Origin of the sequence: Enterobacter genomosp. O (assembly GCF_001022965.1) — a bacterium.
GTDB lineage: Bacteria > Pseudomonadota > Gammaproteobacteria > Enterobacterales > Enterobacteriaceae > Enterobacter > Enterobacter cloacae_L.
This window is the reverse complement of record NZ_LECZ01000022.1, coordinates 1-15,955: the sequence shown is the minus strand read 5'-3', so window position 1 is coordinate 15,955 and position 15,955 is coordinate 1. Positions and strand designations below refer to the sequence as shown.

Sequence of the window (15,955 nt, the reverse complement as noted above, 5' to 3'; positions counted from 1 at the left end):
AGCGGCAGCGTTTGAGCGCTAATCATACCAGCAGGAATACGCCATGCGATTCACGATTATTTCTACGAAACCCGGTCATCAGCCGCCGCAGAGCAGCTGTGATTTTTACGCCCCGGGCGGCACCATTGGGCGCGGTACGGATAACAATCTGGTATTGCCGGACAATGACCGCACCATCTCGCGTCTGCAGGCCATTGTTCACGTTGACGCCCAGGGTGAATGCCGCGTCACCAACCGTGGCAGCGTCACCCGCGTGGTATTAAATGACATTCCGCTGGAGCGGGGACGTCAGGTTGAGCTGCAGGATGGCGACATTCTCGGAATTGATGAATACCGCATCGAAGTGACCGAGCTTATCCACGACACGCAGCCGGTGAGCCGCATGGCGGCCAGCATGCAGCAGCAGGCTCGTCCAGCAGCGCTAGCGCCCGCTCAGCAGCCGAAACCGGCAAGCGCAGCCCCGCGCGGGAAGAGCGAGCCGACAGCCGTGCCAACGGAAATCTGGGATAGCCTGATGCAGGAGTTCTCTATCTCCGACAGCATCTCCAGCAACCGCACAAAGCCGCAGCCCGCTGCATCGCACGATCCCTTCACCCAGCCCTCGGCGCCGGAGCGTAACGCCGAAGATCCGCTGGCGATGTTTAACGACAGCGATCCGAAGCTTGAGCGTAAGAATGACGACCCGGACACGCTGTTCAGCGATGAGGCGCTGTTCAAAAAAGAGAGTATTTTTGACGACGTCACGCCGTCAACGCTGGTGCCGCCGAGCGAGACAACTCCCGTGCAGCCAGAAGAAGAGGCAGCGGATGAGCTCGACCCGCTGGCCCTGTTTGGTGGTAAGGCCAGCGCACCCGCCGCGCGTAATGACGACCCGCTTGGGCTGATGGGCGGCGCGCCGTTGACCCATCCGGACGACATTGCCGATGAAAAGCCGGAGCCGAAAACGGAGCCTGCGCCAGCGCAGGAGGAGGACGTGCTTGCCGCTTCCCCGCTGTTCGCCCCTGAGCCGCCGGAAGCCCCGCGCGCTGAAGAAGAGCCCGCGCGTCCGGATTACGTAGGTTTCACCATGCCTACGCCGCAGGCCGTTGCGCGCAGTAGCGCTCAGACGCCTAAGGGCCGTCTGCGCATTGACCCGGTCAATAACGCCGCCTCCCCAACCGCCACGGCGAACAGCGGTGAGAAGGGCGACGTGCTGCAGGGCGAGCTGCTGGAGGCGCTGCTGGAAGGCATGGGCCTGAGCGAAATGCAGCCGGTTCCGCAGTTTGACCGTGAAAATATGCGTCAGCTGGGCCAGATCCTGGGCATGTTCTCCCAGGGGACCGTGGCGCTGCTTTCGTCACGCTCCATCCTCAAACGCGGCGTAAAAGCCGATATGACCATGGTGCTGGACGATGCCAACAACCCGTTCAAGCTGTTGCCGACCGGGAAAACCGTCCTCATCCAGATGTTCGGCACGCCGATGCCGGGCTTTATGCCGCCGACCAAATCCGTGCGCGACGCGCTGATCGATCTGCAGGCGCACCAGCTGGGTATGATCTCCGGTATCCGCGCCATTATTGCCGCGATGCTCCAGTCCTTTAACCCGGAACAGCTCGAAGAGCAGGCGAAGCAGAACGGGATGACCTCTCGTCTGGCGCTGCCGGGAAGCCGCAAAGCCGCCCTGTGGGACTATTTTGTTCGCAGCTACGGTGAGACGGCCGGCGAGATTGAAGATGACTTCCACACCCTGTTTGGCGAAGCCTTCCTTCATGCGTATGACATGGAGGTGAATCAGTACAAAGACTCACAGAGCGGATCGGAAGACAAATGAATATCGCAACGGCTTCTCTCTCCCGACAGGGGACGCGCGCCAGCAACCAGGATCAGACGGGAGAAAACATCGGGGAACGTTCAGCCTGCTTTGTCGTCTGCGACGGCATTGCCGGCCTGCCGGGCGGTGAGGTTGCCGCTGAACTGGCCCGCAACAGCATTATCTCCCGCTTCGATGGCGACAAACATCTTAATGCGCAGCATATTCGCGACTACGTGCAGACCGCGAATCGCACCATTCTGAGTGAACAGCAGGCCGTTCAGGACTATCGTCGGATGGGCACGACGCTGGTCAGCCTGTTCATTGACCGGGATTACGGCCTGGCCTACTGGGCGCACGCGGGTGACAGCCGTCTGTACCTGTTCCGCCGGGGATGGCTGTGGCACGTCACCACCGACCATAGCCTGGTACAGCAGATGAAGGATGCCGGGCACCAGACCGACAACCTGAACAGCAACCTGCTGTATCTGGCGCTGGGGATTGAAAACGGTGGGCCAGAAGCCAGCTACAGCGACGTGGTGCAGGTCGAAGACGGCGATGCGTTCTTACTCTGCACCGACGGCTTCTGGCACGGCGTCAGCGAAGAGCAAATGAAGCAGTCGCTGCATATGGTCAATACGCCGCAGGAGTGGCTGACCTTAATGAACCAAATCATTCAAAAGAATGGCGAACAGGAGGGGAACGCTCAGGATAACTATACTGCCCTGGCGGTATGGATGGGCAACCCTCAGGACACCACTTTGCTGCATACCCTCTCTGATGCAGCACAATTTCTTCCCTGCGGAACTGATTAGACACACAAGGAACGATATGAAACTTTGGCTATCGGGTTTGGCAATTCTGGCGGTGACCTCCACCGCGCAGGCTGAAAATTTCCGCATCGTGCAGTCTCCTGCGCAGAAGCTGGATATCTGGATCGACAACATCAAAGACAACACCCCACAAAGCTGGTGTAAGCCAGAGGTGGCGCTGCGTATTGTGGCGAACGGCAAGAAAGACGTCTCCGTGCTGGAAAACTTTGTGCCGCGTCTTGGCTCACTGCTGGAACACCAGTGCAGCAAAGTGAATAAGCTCAGCTGGACGCTTAACGATCCGGCGGGGACGACGCTGGCACAGGGCACGGCAGGCAAAGCGCAGGAGTGGGCGCTGGTGGTGAAACAGGCGCAGGCCGAGCCCGCCGCAACCCCGACCGCGACCACAGCCAGCGGCGCGTTACTGCCGCCAGACCAGAACGTGGCAGCCAATACCGTTGCCGCCGACCGCACGCCGTGGCAGGAGTTTACCCTTCAGGACGGCTGCCACCTGCGCACCTTCTGGGAAGGCGGCGCTTCCGCACCGGCGCTCTTCATTCCGGATTCTGACACCACCCGCTGCGGTAACGGCAGCTGGCTGAGCGGACACACCGTCATTTCTCAGTCCCGCAACGGCGGGCAGAAAGAGATGGCGGTGACCTACATTCATGGCTTCCCGGTGGCGGGGCTGAACCAAAGCGCCGACCCGGAAAACGCGCTGATCACCTCCGTTAACAAAGAGCGCATGGTATTCAGCACCCCGAACAGCGACCAGAGCTGGATGATCCTGCCTTACGATCCCACCCTCAACAGCTGGAAGAGCAACGGCACGGTGGCGGTAGAAATTTCGCGTGAAACAGCCAGCGATGATGCCAAACTGCAGGCGCGTATCGCCGCGGTGAAAAAAACGTGGGGCGCCTGGGTTGCACCCGGCACCCCGCTGAATATCGTTCTGATTGACACCCTGCGCCCGCAGCTGCGCGATCCGGCAATCGGCGCATGGCGCGCGGCGAATTAAGGAGTGGCTATGAATACGCTCTATCAACACCTGGCGGGTGAGACGCTCGGCGACGCGCTGGCGCGTCTTGAAGCAGAAATCAAAGCCCGTCCGGCGGATGCCGATCTCCGCGCCGCGTTCGTGCAGTTTTTAACCCTCAGCGGCAACTGGACGCGGGCGCTGACCCAGCTGAAAAGCTGGCTGGCGCTGAAGCCTCAGGCGAAGCCCACCGTCACGCTGCTGGAGCAGTCCATTCAGGGCGAGCTGCAGCGCGCGCAGGTGATGGCCGGTGCGCAGCGTCCTGCCATGCCTGAAACCCAGTGGCCGTGGCTGACCACCCTTGCCGCAGCGCTGGGCGAGGAGGGCGATCGCGCGCAGGCGCTGCGTCTTGAAGCCCTTGACCAGGCTCAGGCAAACCCGGGCCGCATCGTCCTCGAAAACGAGGAGACGCAGGCTTTTGACTGGCTGATGGACGGCGATGCTCGTCTCGGTCCGGTGTGCGAAACCATTGTAAACGGCCGCTATTTCTGGCTGCCGTTTAGCGCGATTGCGGAGATCCGCTTCCAGGCTCCGGCCAGCGTCACCGACCTGGTCTGGCGCCATGCGCTGGTGCGTCTCACCGACGGCACGGAGCAGGTGTGTCAGATCCCGGCGCGCTATCCTTTTGCGGACAATGCTTCCGATGCGGTCAGGCTGGCGCGCACCACCGAGTGGCGTGCGCTCGACGAGGACGGCACCCTTTACGAAGGGATGGGGCAGAAAGCCTGGCTGAGCGAGCAAAGCGAAAGCCCGCTGCTGACCCTAAGCCTCGTAACGTTTGCGACGGATGGAGCCGATGAGTAATCCCGCTGGCGAAGGCGATCTGCTGCGCAGCGGCTGGCAAGCCCGCAGCAAGCAGGAGAAAGTGGGGGCGCGCGACAAAATGCAGCCCTCGCTGCTGGATCGTCTCACCGATAACGACCCGGAAAAAAAGCGCGAGTCGGCCAACAGCAATCTGATCACCCACGCCGCGCTGCGCCGCAATGTCCTGCGTGATCTGCAGTGGCTGTTTAACACCATCAACCATGATGCCTCCGGTGATTTGAGCGCCTTGCCGCACGTGAACCGCTCGGTGGTTAACTTCGGCGTCGCGCCGCTGGCCGGGAAGCGAATGTCGGATATCGAATGGCACGATATTCAGCGCAAGCTCACCGAGGCCATCATCAATTTTGAACCGCGTATTTTGCCGCAGGGGCTGCAGGTCCGCTGCGTGTCGGATACCTCCTCGCTGGATCTGCACAACGTGCTGTCCATCGAGATAAAAGGGCGCTTGTGGTGCGTGCCGTACCCGCTTGAGTTCCTGTTTCGCACCGATGTCGATCTGGAAAACGGCCATTTTGAACTGAAAGATGCGGGGTAATCATGGAAAGTAAACTGCTCGAGTATTACAACCGCGAGCTGGCCTACCTGCGCGAAATGGGGGCCGAGTTTGCCGAACGCTATCCGAAAGTTGCCGGACGGCTTGGCATGCGCGGTATCGAAGTGGCGGACCCGTACACTGAACGCCTGATGGAGGGCTTCGCCTTTCTCACCTCCCGCGTGCAGATGAAAATGGATGCGGAGTTTCCGCGCTTCTCCCAGCGCCTGCTGGAGATGATTGCGCCGAACTACCTCGCGCCCACGCCCTCGATGGCGATTGCCCAAATTGAGCCCGACAGCAGCCGGGGCGACCTGAGTAAAGGCTTTATCGTGCCACGCGGCACCATGATGGACAGCCTGGCGCTGAAGAAGACGGGCGTCACCTGCAGCTATACGACGGCGCACGACGTCAACCTGCTGCCGCTGAAAATCGACAAGGTTGAGCTGGGCGGCGTTCCCGCAGACCTGCCGCTGGCGCAGCTGGGCCTGAGCCAGCGGGGGATTAACAGCGCCTTACGGATCCGCATCGCCTGCGACGGCCCGCAAAACCTCGGGCACCTGGATTTTGACCGGCTCGAGTTTTTCCTCAGCGGCCCGGACATTGAAGCGCTGAAGCTGCTGGAGCTGGTGATGGAGCACCATGCCGGGATCGTCTGTCAGACGGTCAGCCCGCAGCCGCAGCGACAGTTGCTGGCGTCGGACGCGCTGCGCCAGGAGGGCTTTGCGCCGGACCAGGCGCTGCTCCCGGACGACCTGCGCAACTTTGACGGCTATCGTCTGCTGCAGGAGTATTTTGCTTTCCCGGCCCGCTTCCGCTTTATCAGCCTCAGCGGTCTGAGCAAGCTGATTCAGCGTTGTGAAAACGAAAAAGCCTTTGATATTTTCATCCTGCTGGATAAGTCGGATGAACAGCTGGAGCGCGTGGTCGATGCCAGCCATCTGGCGCTGCACTGTACGCCGGTCATCAACCTGTTCCCAAAGGTCGCGGCGCGTCAGAAGCTGAACGAAGGCCAGCATGAATACCATCTGGTGGTCGATAACATCCGGCCGCTGGACTATGAAATTTACGCCGTGAATAAAATTTTCGGCAGCGCCGACGGACAGCGCGACGACCAGACGTTTCGTCCTTTCTGGAGCACCTGGAGCGGCGACGCGGGCAACTACGGGGCCTATTTTTCGCTGCGCCGGGAGCAGCGCGTGCTCTCTGAACATGCTCTGCGCTACGGCACCCGCACCGGCTATATCGGCTCGGAGGTGTTTGTCTCGCTGGTGGATGAACAGCACGCGCCGTGGCAGGAAAACCTGCGCTACATCTCTGCCGAGGTGCTCTGCACCAGCCGCGATCTGCCGCTGATGCTGCAGCAGGAGCTCGGGCAGTTCATCATGGCCGACTCCATGCCGGTGAAGTCCCTGACCCTGCGCAAAGGCCCGACGCCGCCGCGTCCGGCGCTGGCCGAAGGGTTCAGCACCTGGCGGCTCATCAGCCAGCTGCAGATGAACTACCTCAGCCTGATGGACAGCGAAAATGAAGACGGCGCCGCCGCGCTGCGCCAGCTGTTAGGCCTGTACGCCAACCTGGCCGAAACGCCGGTTGCGCGTCAGGTGGAGGGCGTTCGCCACTGCGTGCTGGAGCCGGTTCACCGCCGCGTGCCGGAACCCGGTCCGGTCGTTTTTGCCCGCGGTATTGGCATTACCCTGACGGTGGACGAGCGGGCGTTTTCCGGTGCCAGCCCCTGGCTTTTCGGCAGCGTGCTGGAGCGCCTGTTTGCCCGGCTGGTGTCGATTAACAGCTTCACGGAATTCACCCTGAAAAGTCAGCAGCGCGGCGAAATCGGCTACTGGGCGCCGCGAATGGGTAAAAGGGCGCTGCTATGAGTGACGTTGCTGCCGCACCGCTGCGCGTTCACCGCCTCACGCCGCTGCCGGACAGTTTCTGGCGCGGGGTGCGCGAGACGCCGTGGCGCTATGACCTGTTCCAGCTGCTAAGGCGCATTGACGCCCAGGGCGGCGAGCGCTATCCGCTGGGACGCGCGCCGCTGCCGAAATTTGAGCCGTTACGCATCGGCCAGCAGCCGTCGATGAGCTTCGCGCCTTCCACGCTGGCGCAGGTACGGCAGCGGGAGGAGAGCGGGCTGCACGAGGTCTCTATCCTCAGCTTCGGCCTGTTTGGCCCAAACGGCCCGCTGCCGGTCCACATGACCGAATACGCCCGCGAGCGTATTCATCATCATCAGGACAGTAGCCTGAGCGCGTTTGCCGATCTGTTCCACCATCGCCTGACGCTGCTGTTTTACCGCGCCTGGGCGGATGCGCAGCCCGCCGTCTCCCTTGACCGCGCCGACAACAGGCGCTTTGAGGGATATCTGGCGTCGCTGATTGGGATGGGGCAGCCGGGTCAGATGAGCAAAGGCAGCCTGAGCGCCCATGCCCGCTTTACCCACGCCGGGCACCTGACCCGTAACGGGCGGGATCCGGAGGGGCTGGAAAAGATCCTGCGCAACTATTTTAAGGCTCCGGTCAGGCTGGTAAGTAACGTGCCGCAGTGGATGCCGCTCTCCGCGCGCGAGCAGGCGCAGCTGGGAGCAGGGCGCCGCATGCCGCGCATGGGCGAATCCGCCTTTCTGGGCGTTGCGGTGCGCGACGTGCAGCATAAGTTTCGCATCGAGATTGGCCCCCTGAGCGCGGAGGAGTACAACCGCTTCCTGCCGGGCGAGGCGTGGGTCACCGAACTGCGCGACTGGGTGCGCCAGTATGCCGGGCTGGAATTTGAGTGGGAAACGCGGGTGATCCTGCGCGAAGACGCGGTGCAGGGCACCACGCTCGGCGGTGCCGGGCGATTAGGCTATAGCACCTGGCTGGGCCACCAGCCCCAGCCTGTCCCGCGTGGCGATCTGGTGTATCGCGCAGAGCGGTAATCCTTCCGTATACCGAATCATTGTTAATGGAAACTAACATGTCAGAAATTAGCCGTGCCGTGCTTTTCGGCAAACTGGATACGCTGTTATTTACCTCTCTGGAAAGCGCCACCGCGTTTTGCAAGCTGCGCGGCAACCCGTACGTGGAGCTGGTGCACTGGCTGCATCAGCTGATGCAGCAGCAGGAGGGCGATCTGCAGCAGGTTATCCGCCACTTTGCCCTCGACGAACAGCAGCTGACGCGCGATATCGTCGCCGCGCTGGACGCCCTGCCGCGCGGGGCGAGTTCCGTTTCCGACCTCTCCGAACATATCGACAGCGCCGTGGAGCGCGCCTGGGTTTATGGCTCGCTGAAGTTTGGCGTCAGCCGTATTCGCGGCGGCCACCTGCTGATCGGCCTGCTCAAAACCTGGAACCTGGCCAACGTGCTGAAAAGCATCTCGGCGCAGTTTACCCGTCTTAACGTCGAGGTGCTGATTGAGCAGTTTGATGCCATTTGCGCCAACAGCAAAGAGACGCAGCAGGCCGCAGCCGCGGTTGACGCACCGGCGGGTGCGGTCCCGGCTGCGCAGGGGACGCTGGCCCAGTACGGCCAGGACCTGACCGCCCGCGCCCGCGAAGGGAAGATTGACCCGGTTGTCGGGCGTGATGAAGAGATCCGCCAGATGGTGGATATCCTGATGCGCCGCCGCCAGAACAACCCGCTGCTGACCGGGGAAGCCGGCGTCGGCAAAACGGCGGTGGTGGAAGGGCTGGCGCTGCGTATCGCCGACGGCGATGTGCCGGAGCCGCTGCAAAACATTCAGCTGTGGCTGCTGGACATCGGCATGCTGCAGGCAGGCGCTGGCATGAAAGGCGAGTTCGAGGCCCGACTGCAGGCGTTAATCAATGAGGTGCAGTCCAGCGCCACGCCGATCATTCTGTTTATCGATGAGATCCACACCCTGATTGGCGCAGGCGGCCAGCAGGGGACTGGCGATGCCGCCAACCTGCTGAAGCCGGCCCTGGCGCGCGGACAATTGCGCACCATTGGGGCCACCACCTGGGCGGAATACAAAAAATACATCGAGAAAGATCCGGCGCTGACCCGTCGTTTCCAGACGGTGCAGGTTCACGAGCCGGACGAAGCGAAAGCCGTTCTGATGCTGCGCAGCACCGTGTCGCCGCTGGAGACGCACCACCAGGTCCTGCTTCTCGACGAAGCGGTCAGCGCGGCGGTGAAGCTGTCGCATCGCTATATTCCGGCGCGTCAGCTGCCGGATAAAGCCGTTGCCCTGCTCGACACAGCCTGTGCCCGCGTCGCGGTCAGCCAGAGCGCGCCGCCGGCGCAGCTGGAAGACTGCCTGCGCCATCTCGCCGCGCTGGACGTGGAAATCGAGATAGCCGAACGCGAAGCGCGCGTGGGAGCCGGTGACGCCGGGCGCGTCACGGCATTGCGCGCAGAACGCGACGCGTATGAAACCAAACGCGAAGCCCTGGCCCAGCGCTGGGAAGAAGAACGCAGCCTGGTGCAGGAGATTATTCGCCTGCGCGCGGCGCTGTTCGCGGCGGGCGATGACGGTACCGCCGAACTGCGCGGCCAGCTGGCGGAGCAGCAGCAGGCGCTGAACGCCTTACAGGGCGATGAACCGCTGCTGTTTGCCGCGGTGGATGAAAACGTTGTCGCTGCGGTGGTCTCTGACTGGACCGGGATCCCGCTGGGCCGGATGGTGAAAAACGAGATCGACGCGGTGCTGAACCTCGCCGACACGCTGAACCAGCGGGTCATCGGCCAGCGTCACGGGCTGGATCTGATTGCCCGCCGCGTCAAAACCTCGCGGGCGAAGCTCGACGACCCGAACAAACCGGTGGGCGTCTTTATGCTGTGCGGCCCGTCCGGCGTCGGTAAAACGGAAACCGCGCTGGCGCTCGCGGAATCGCTGTACGGCGGCGAGCAGAACGTCATCACCATCAATATGAGTGAGTTCCAGGAAGCGCACACCGTTTCCACCTTAAAAGGTGCACCTCCGGGGTACGTAGGGTATGGTGAAGGCGGGGTATTAACCGAGGCCGTTCGCCGTCGCCCGTACAGCGTAGTGCTGCTGGACGAAATTGAAAAAGCGCACCCGGACGTTCACGAGATCTTCTTCCAGGTCTTTGATAAAGGCTGGATGGAGGACGGCGAGGGGCGCCACATTGATTTCCGCAACACTATTATTATTCTGACGTCCAACGTGGGCACCGACCTGATTAGCGCCATGTGTGCCGATCCGGAGCTGATGCCAGAGCCGGACGCCCTGAGCGGCGCGCTGCGCCAGCCGCTGCTGGAGGTGTTCCCGCCCGCGCTGCTGGGCCGTCTGCTGGTGGTGCCGTACTACCCGCTCAGCGACGATATGCTGGGGCAGATTGTTCGCCTGCAGCTCAAGCGCATCCAGCGTCGTCTGGAAGAGAATCACAACATCATTTCTGAGTTTGACGACAGCGTGGTGGAACAAATTGTTCAGCGCTGCACCGAGGTGGAGTCCGGCGGCCGCATGGTAGATGCGATCCTCACCAACACCTTGCTGCCCCAGATGAGCCAGATATTACTTACCGCCAGCCGCAGCGACGAGCAGTACCGACGTCTGCACGTCACCTGCGAGCAGGGCGAGTTTCACTGTCAGTTTGCCGCGTAATAATCATCAAGAGAACTGTAAAAGATGACGGATAATGATAACAATCGGACTGTCCCAAACGCGCTCCCGGTCGGGTACCGCTTCAACGAGTTTGAAATCAAAGAGGTGATCGGCGGCGGCGGTTTTGGCATCGTTTATCGCGCGTGGGATCACCAGCTCGAACGCACTATCGCTATCAAAGAATTTATGCCTTCCTCGCTCGCCGTGCGCGGCGACGACATGACCCTGGTGCTGCGCAGCGAGCGCTTTGGCAAAGCCTTTTCCGCCGGCCTGAACAGCTTTATTCAGGAGGCGCGTCTGCTGGCGCGCTTTAACCACCCGAACCTGCTGCACGTCCTGCGTTTCTGGGTGCAAAACGACACGGCCTACATGGGGACGCTGTTTTACAGCGGCACCACGCTTTCGCGCCTGCGCGAACAAAAGCCGGAGCTGATTAACGAAGCCTGGATCCGCCGCACGCTGCCGATGCTGTTTGGCGCGATCAAGACCATCCACGACGAAGGCTATCTGCACCGCGATATCTCTCTGGATAACATCCAGATCCAGGATAACGGCCTGCCGGTGCTGCTCGATTTCGGCTCCGCGCGCCGCACGATCGGTAACCTTTCTGACGAAACTGAAACCATGCTGCGCCCGGGCTTTGCGCCGATTGAGCAGTACACCGACGACAACGAAAGCGAGCAGGGCCCGTGGACGGACATTTACGCCCTCGGCGCCGTGCTGCGTACCCTGATTGTGGGTTCGCCGCCGCCGGTCAGCGTGGTGCGCTCCATTCAGGACACCTGTAAACCGCTGGTCGAACTGATGCCGCAGGGCTATTCCATTCCGCTGCTGCAGGCCATCGACCGCGCGCTGGCGCTGCACATGGAGGACCGCCCTCAGTCTATCGACGAGTTCGCCGCGCTGATTGAGATGCCGGTTGCCGGTATTAACGACGTGCTGACGGCGAAAAAGCCCGGCACGATGCTGGTTCCGGTCGAAGACGAAAGCCCGGCTTCGGCACTCGACTGGCGTCGCTACAAGATCCCGGGCATGGTTGCCGCGGGCGTGCTGGTGGGCGTTGTTGCCGGCGCGATGCTGTTCAGCGGCGGTAGTCATGACGCGCCTGAGCATACTGCGCAGGCACCGGCCGAGACGCGTCCGGCTGAAACAGCCGCAAACGCGCCGGACGTGAAGCCAGAAACGACGACGGTGAACGAGCAGGCGACTGCGCCAGCAGCGGCGCAGCAGACGCCACCGCCTGTCGAGGCCAGCCCGGTTGCGTTGGTTTATATCCGTATTCTCGACGGCGAAACGCTGAAAGTGAACGGCGAGCCAAAAGCGCTGCCTCCGGCAAATAACGGCTACGCGTCGCTCAAGCTGCCAGCCGGCGAGGTGAAGATTGAACTGCAGGGCAACGGGAGAACGCGTACCCAGACGCTGGATATCGCCAAGCCGGGCACCTGGCTGGTGAATCCGTAAGTCAGGCAGGGACAGGGAACAGGACGGAGCGAATGTATAACATTAAGTTTGTCTATCTTTTCAGCGAGAACGTCTCGCCAGCGCTTTTTGCGAAAATTATCCGCCCGTCCGTTGCCGGGCAGTGGATTATGTCGGTGCCCGACAATTCGCTGCGCTCGCTGTTCACGCGCTACGATTTGCTGCGAACCATCACCGGTGCGAATCCCTATCAGTCCGGGCGCGATACGCGCAAGCTGATAGCACAGGATCTTGATATGGGCAGAATCGTTGCAATTGACGAAAGTTTTCGCAGCTGGTCATCGGTAACGGAAATCTTTTACATCAATGCCAAAGGGCGGCTTCAGGCCGCCTCGCTCACCGGGCTGGGCTGGTACCCGGTAAGCACTATCGTCGATCGTTACGAAACGATGGTGCGCACCTATGGTGCCCGCCCTGCGCCTACAGAGCTCCCGACGCAGGTGGTGAAATCCAAAGCGGCGCAGGTGCCTGACCAGCCGACGCCGGGCAAAGACGGTAAAACCTATGCGGCACAGCTGCAAAATATGACCAAAGCCGAACGCTGGCAGGCTCGTAAGGACCTGATTGCGAAGGGCAGCAACAGCCTCTACCCGGATGCGCAGATCGCGGCTAAACGGCTAGCGGCGAATAACATTGCCGTGGAGAAAGCGAAGCTTGCGGAAAATGTTTATAAGACCGTAAACCCGCTGGAAACGACGCCGGGCGTGCCGGAGGGGTGGACGGATATTAGTAATGATGATGCGCTCCTGGGCAAGTATGGCCTGAATAAATCGATGCTCTTCGATGATGACACCTCTCCCAATTTTCTTGCTCGCGTCTATCAGCCTAAACCGGATGTGTTTGGGAATGATATGAATCCCACGGTGGTATTCCGCGGTTCGAGGGAGCCGGGTTTTGCGTCGCTGTCTGATAATGTTTCCTCGTTGCTTAGCAAAGGGGAGCTGGCACCCGTTAAAAACGGTGCAGACTGGTCTAATAACTTCTCCCAGGGCATGGGGATGGCATCTGATTATTATAAAAAAGCCGTGAATATTAGTAAGGAGCTGGCAAGGTCAGGCCAGAATATTGATATTGCCGGACACTCGCTGGGAGGCGGTCTCGCGTCTGCAGCTTCAATGGGAAGTGGTAAAGCAGGATGGACATTTAATGCCGCAGGGCTTAACGCCGGGACGGTAGAAAAATACGGCGGTAAGATCCTGGGCAGCACGGAGAATATTCAGGCGTATCGGGTTAACGGAGAACTGCTGACGAAGATTCAGGAAGTTAATCTTTGGGAAGATCTGAAAACGGTGAAGGGGCATGTCCCGGCTTTAATTCTCAAAGAGGAAATTTCTGCGCTGAGCCCGAATGCTGCGGGTATCGCCCACGATCTTCCCGGTGGGACCGGAAGCGCGCTCGACCGGCATGGTATTAATCAGGCGATAAATTGCATTGAGCAGCAAAAGGATGAGGATATTTCGATAATCGGGAGTCGGTTGTGAAAAAACGTTTGATGGCTTTTGTAGCGTTATGTTTTTTAATCATGATTCAGGGGTGTAAGCAGGATATGGAACTCAATCCACAGGATTACTTCAGCGGTCAGCAGCTTGAACTGGCGAGAGCGATTGAAGAAGGCAATGTCGACGTGGTGAAGACGCTTGCACCCGATAGCAACCTTAACCAGCCCGGAAAGCAGGATATGACGCTCCTTTTCTGGGCGCTTGGCAATGCAATTAATGATAAAAAAACATCTCCCCATTTGAAGGTCATCACTTTGCTTGTTGAGGCCGGTGCGGATCCGCTACAGCCTCGGCCACAAGGGAAAAGCAGCCCCGCAGAATTCGCGCTGAAAGGGGACAGTGCAGACTGGATTAACGCGATGCTGGACGGTGGCCTGTCGCCCGATGTGAAAGATAAGGTTTTCCACGAGCCGATAATCTTCCAGTCGATTAAAGCGAAAAATACGGAGACGCTGGAAGCGATGCTCGATCGCGGTGCTGACGTCAATACAGCCAATTCATTAGGCAAAACGCTGGTATTCGACGCGCTGGATAATCAGTCATACGATCATGTTTTATTGTTGCTCGACCGTGGAGCGGATCCGTCAATTAAGGCAAAAAATGGCTGGTCAATGAGCAACGCGCTTGCGGATGCACTGAGTGGGCTTGAAAAAGGCAGCGAGCACTACGAGAAATTAAACGAAATTAAAGAGAAGCTCATCCAGAAAGGTGATAAATGGCCACCTGAGCCTGTTAGGTAATTATTAGCATCCATGAGAGCCAGAGATAAGGTTTTCATTTTCTGGGGATGCATGGATGCGCTGGCTGTTGTGCTTTACTGTGCTCAGTCCGCGCGCCATGACAGGATCCCCTTTATTGCCGATATGCTCTCCTTTAGTACAGCAGTGAACACGCTTTCTGCTGGCGGATATAGCGCTCTACTTATCTTATTCTTTTGTCTCGATTTCGTATTGTTGCTGTCATTTTTTGCCTCTGCATGGTGCTTTATTACCAGGAGGCACTTCGCAAGCAAACTGGCGCTTTGTCAGGAAGTTTTGCGTCTGGTCTCCTTCCGGTGCTCTGTTGCACTTTTCCCCCTGTTTTTGGCTATCGCGGGTGAAGCGACCGTCTGGCTGAGCAGTGTTTTGTTTGGTGTGTCGGAGTGTCTCAAAATTTATTCTCTGTGGGTTTATAAATACGAAAAGGTGGCCTCTCCCGAATAATTAATTAAGGGATTCTCTTGTTGAGGTTTAAAGGCATATTGATGTGATGCGATCCTCCTTGCCGCCAATCTGGCGGATGCTGCCGACAGCGTTGCGGCAACGGCAGGTCAACTGGCCGGTGCGTTATATGGCTATTCAGGTATTCCGCAGAAGTGGAAAGATAAACTGGTCCAACACGAACGTCTCGTCAGCATGGCAGGGGAGCTATTTCACAGTGCACCTGAGGATAACTTTCTCTAACGTTTCTGACGCATAAAAGCACCGGTGCATATCCAAAACCACTTAGTCAAAATTAGCTTTACGTTCAAACACGTTTTCAGCATAAACCATACGGAATACAGATTATGCTCAACCGAATTACCGTCCAGCTCCCGGTCGAGGGGCTGCTCTTCTGGAAACTTTCCGGCCGCGAGGCGATGTCCGAGTCGTTCGCCCTGACCCTGACCCTGCTCGGCACGGATGCGCGCATTGACCGCAGCAAATTGCTCGGGCAGCCAGTCACGGTGACCATCCCGACGCAGAACCTGCTCACCTCCCGCTACATCAACGGCAAAGTCACGCGCGTGGCGGTGAGCGCCGTTGAGCTGACGGGCACCCGCTACGCGGTATACCAGCTGACGGTGGAGCCGGACCTGTGGCCGATGAAGCGCGACCGCAACCTGCGTATCTTCCAGGGGCAGACGGTGCCGCAGATAGTAAAAACCCTGCTGGGCGAGCATCAGGTCAACGTGGAGGACAAACTCACCGGCAGCTACCGGGTGTGGGACTACTGCGTGCAGTATCAGGAGTCGAGCCTGGACTTCATCAGCCGCCTGATGGAGCTGGAGGGGATAGCGTATTACTTCAGCCACGAGGCTGACAAGCACACCCTGGTGCTGACCGACGCCGCCACCCAGCATCAGCCGTTCAGCGGCTACGAGGTGATTCCGTATCACCAGACGCCGTCCGGCGGCAGCACGGACGAAGAGGGCATCAGCCAGTGGGCGCTGGAGGACAGCGTGACGCCGGGGATTTACAGCCTCGACGACTATGACTTCCGCAAGCCGAACGCGTGGCTGTTCCAGGCGCAGCAGAACCCGGCGTCGCCGAAGCCGGGCAGCATCGACGTCTACGACTGGCCGGGCCGCTTTGTCGAGACCGGGCATGCGGAGTTCTACGCCCGCATCCGTCAGGAGCGCTGGCAGGTGGAGCACCAGCAGATTCAGGCCAC

13 protein-coding genes and 1 pseudogene are annotated in these 15,955 nt (G+C 59.8%); all 14 read left to right on the top strand.

The window, feature by feature from the left end; all coding sequences use genetic code 11:
• Positions 1 to 43: 43 nt before the first annotated feature.
• Positions 44 to 1,810 carry a type VI secretion system-associated FHA domain protein TagH gene (tagH, locus tag ABR39_RS03520; RefSeq protein WP_047345794.1) on the top strand — a complete coding sequence of 589 codons (1,767 nt, stop codon included), beginning with the start codon at positions 44 to 46 and terminating at the stop codon, positions 1,808 to 1,810.
• Positions 1,807 to 2,604: a PP2C family protein-serine/threonine phosphatase gene (locus ABR39_RS03515; RefSeq protein WP_047345793.1), complete on the top strand. Its 798-nt coding sequence runs from the start codon at positions 1,807 to 1,809 to the stop codon at positions 2,602 to 2,604. The genes tagH and ABR39_RS03515 overlap by 4 nt, the downstream gene beginning before the upstream one ends.
• A 16-nt stretch (positions 2,605 to 2,620) precedes the next feature.
• Positions 2,621 to 3,619, top strand: a complete 999-nt coding sequence (locus tag ABR39_RS03510) for a hypothetical protein (protein WP_047345792.1) — start codon at positions 2,621 to 2,623, stop codon at positions 3,617 to 3,619.
• A gap of 9 nt (positions 3,620 to 3,628) precedes the next feature.
• The gene (locus tag ABR39_RS03505) at positions 3,629 to 4,441 is read left to right on the top strand and encodes a type VI secretion system accessory protein TagJ (RefSeq protein ID WP_047345791.1); all 813 of its coding nucleotides are present in this window, start codon (positions 3,629 to 3,631) and stop codon (positions 4,439 to 4,441) included.
• Positions 4,434 to 4,997, top strand: a complete 564-nt coding sequence (tssE, locus tag ABR39_RS03500; RefSeq protein ID WP_010432861.1) for a type VI secretion system baseplate subunit TssE — start codon at positions 4,434 to 4,436, stop codon at positions 4,995 to 4,997. The genes ABR39_RS03505 and tssE overlap by 8 nt, the downstream gene beginning before the upstream one ends.
• A gap of 2 nt (positions 4,998 to 4,999) precedes the next feature.
• The gene (gene tssF, locus ABR39_RS03495; protein ID WP_047345790.1) at positions 5,000 to 6,871 is read left to right on the top strand and encodes a type VI secretion system baseplate subunit TssF; all 1,872 of its coding nucleotides are present in this window, start codon (positions 5,000 to 5,002) and stop codon (positions 6,869 to 6,871) included.
• The gene (gene tssG / locus ABR39_RS03490) at positions 6,868 to 7,911 is read left to right on the top strand and encodes a type VI secretion system baseplate subunit TssG (RefSeq protein WP_047345789.1); all 1,044 of its coding nucleotides are present in this window, start codon (positions 6,868 to 6,870) and stop codon (positions 7,909 to 7,911) included. The genes tssF and tssG overlap by 4 nt, the downstream gene beginning before the upstream one ends.
• Positions 7,912 to 7,949: 38 nt before the next feature.
• Complete coding sequence (tssH, locus tag ABR39_RS03485) at positions 7,950 to 10,565, top strand: type VI secretion system ATPase TssH (RefSeq protein WP_047345788.1); 2,616 nt, start codon at positions 7,950 to 7,952, stop codon at positions 10,563 to 10,565.
• A 24-nt stretch (positions 10,566 to 10,589) separates the two neighbouring features.
• Complete coding sequence (locus tag ABR39_RS03480) at positions 10,590 to 12,026, top strand: serine/threonine protein kinase (RefSeq protein WP_047345787.1); 1,437 nt, start codon at positions 10,590 to 10,592, stop codon at positions 12,024 to 12,026.
• Between the two features lie 32 nt (positions 12,027 to 12,058).
• Positions 12,059 to 13,525, top strand: coding sequence for a hypothetical protein (locus ABR39_RS03475; protein ID WP_047345786.1), 1,467 nt, complete (start codon positions 12,059 to 12,061; stop codon positions 13,523 to 13,525).
• Positions 13,522 to 14,283, top strand: coding sequence for an ankyrin repeat domain-containing protein (locus tag ABR39_RS03470; RefSeq protein WP_082132620.1), 762 nt, complete (start codon positions 13,522 to 13,524; stop codon positions 14,281 to 14,283). The genes ABR39_RS03475 and ABR39_RS03470 overlap by 4 nt, the downstream gene beginning before the upstream one ends.
• Before the next feature lie 51 nt (positions 14,284 to 14,334).
• On the top strand, positions 14,335 to 14,745 hold the full coding sequence (locus ABR39_RS03465) for a hypothetical protein (RefSeq protein WP_240477051.1): 411 nt from the start codon (positions 14,335 to 14,337) through the stop codon (positions 14,743 to 14,745).
• 45 nt (positions 14,746 to 14,790) lie between these two features.
• Positions 14,791 to 14,985 (top strand): annotated as a pseudogene (locus tag ABR39_RS24615) (ADP-ribosylglycohydrolase family protein); the annotation flags it as partial.
• Positions 14,986 to 15,089: 104 nt separating this feature from the next.
• The coding region (locus ABR39_RS03460; RefSeq protein ID WP_047345784.1) for a type VI secretion system Vgr family protein at positions 15,090 to 15,955 on the top strand (866 nt) is incomplete at its 3' end.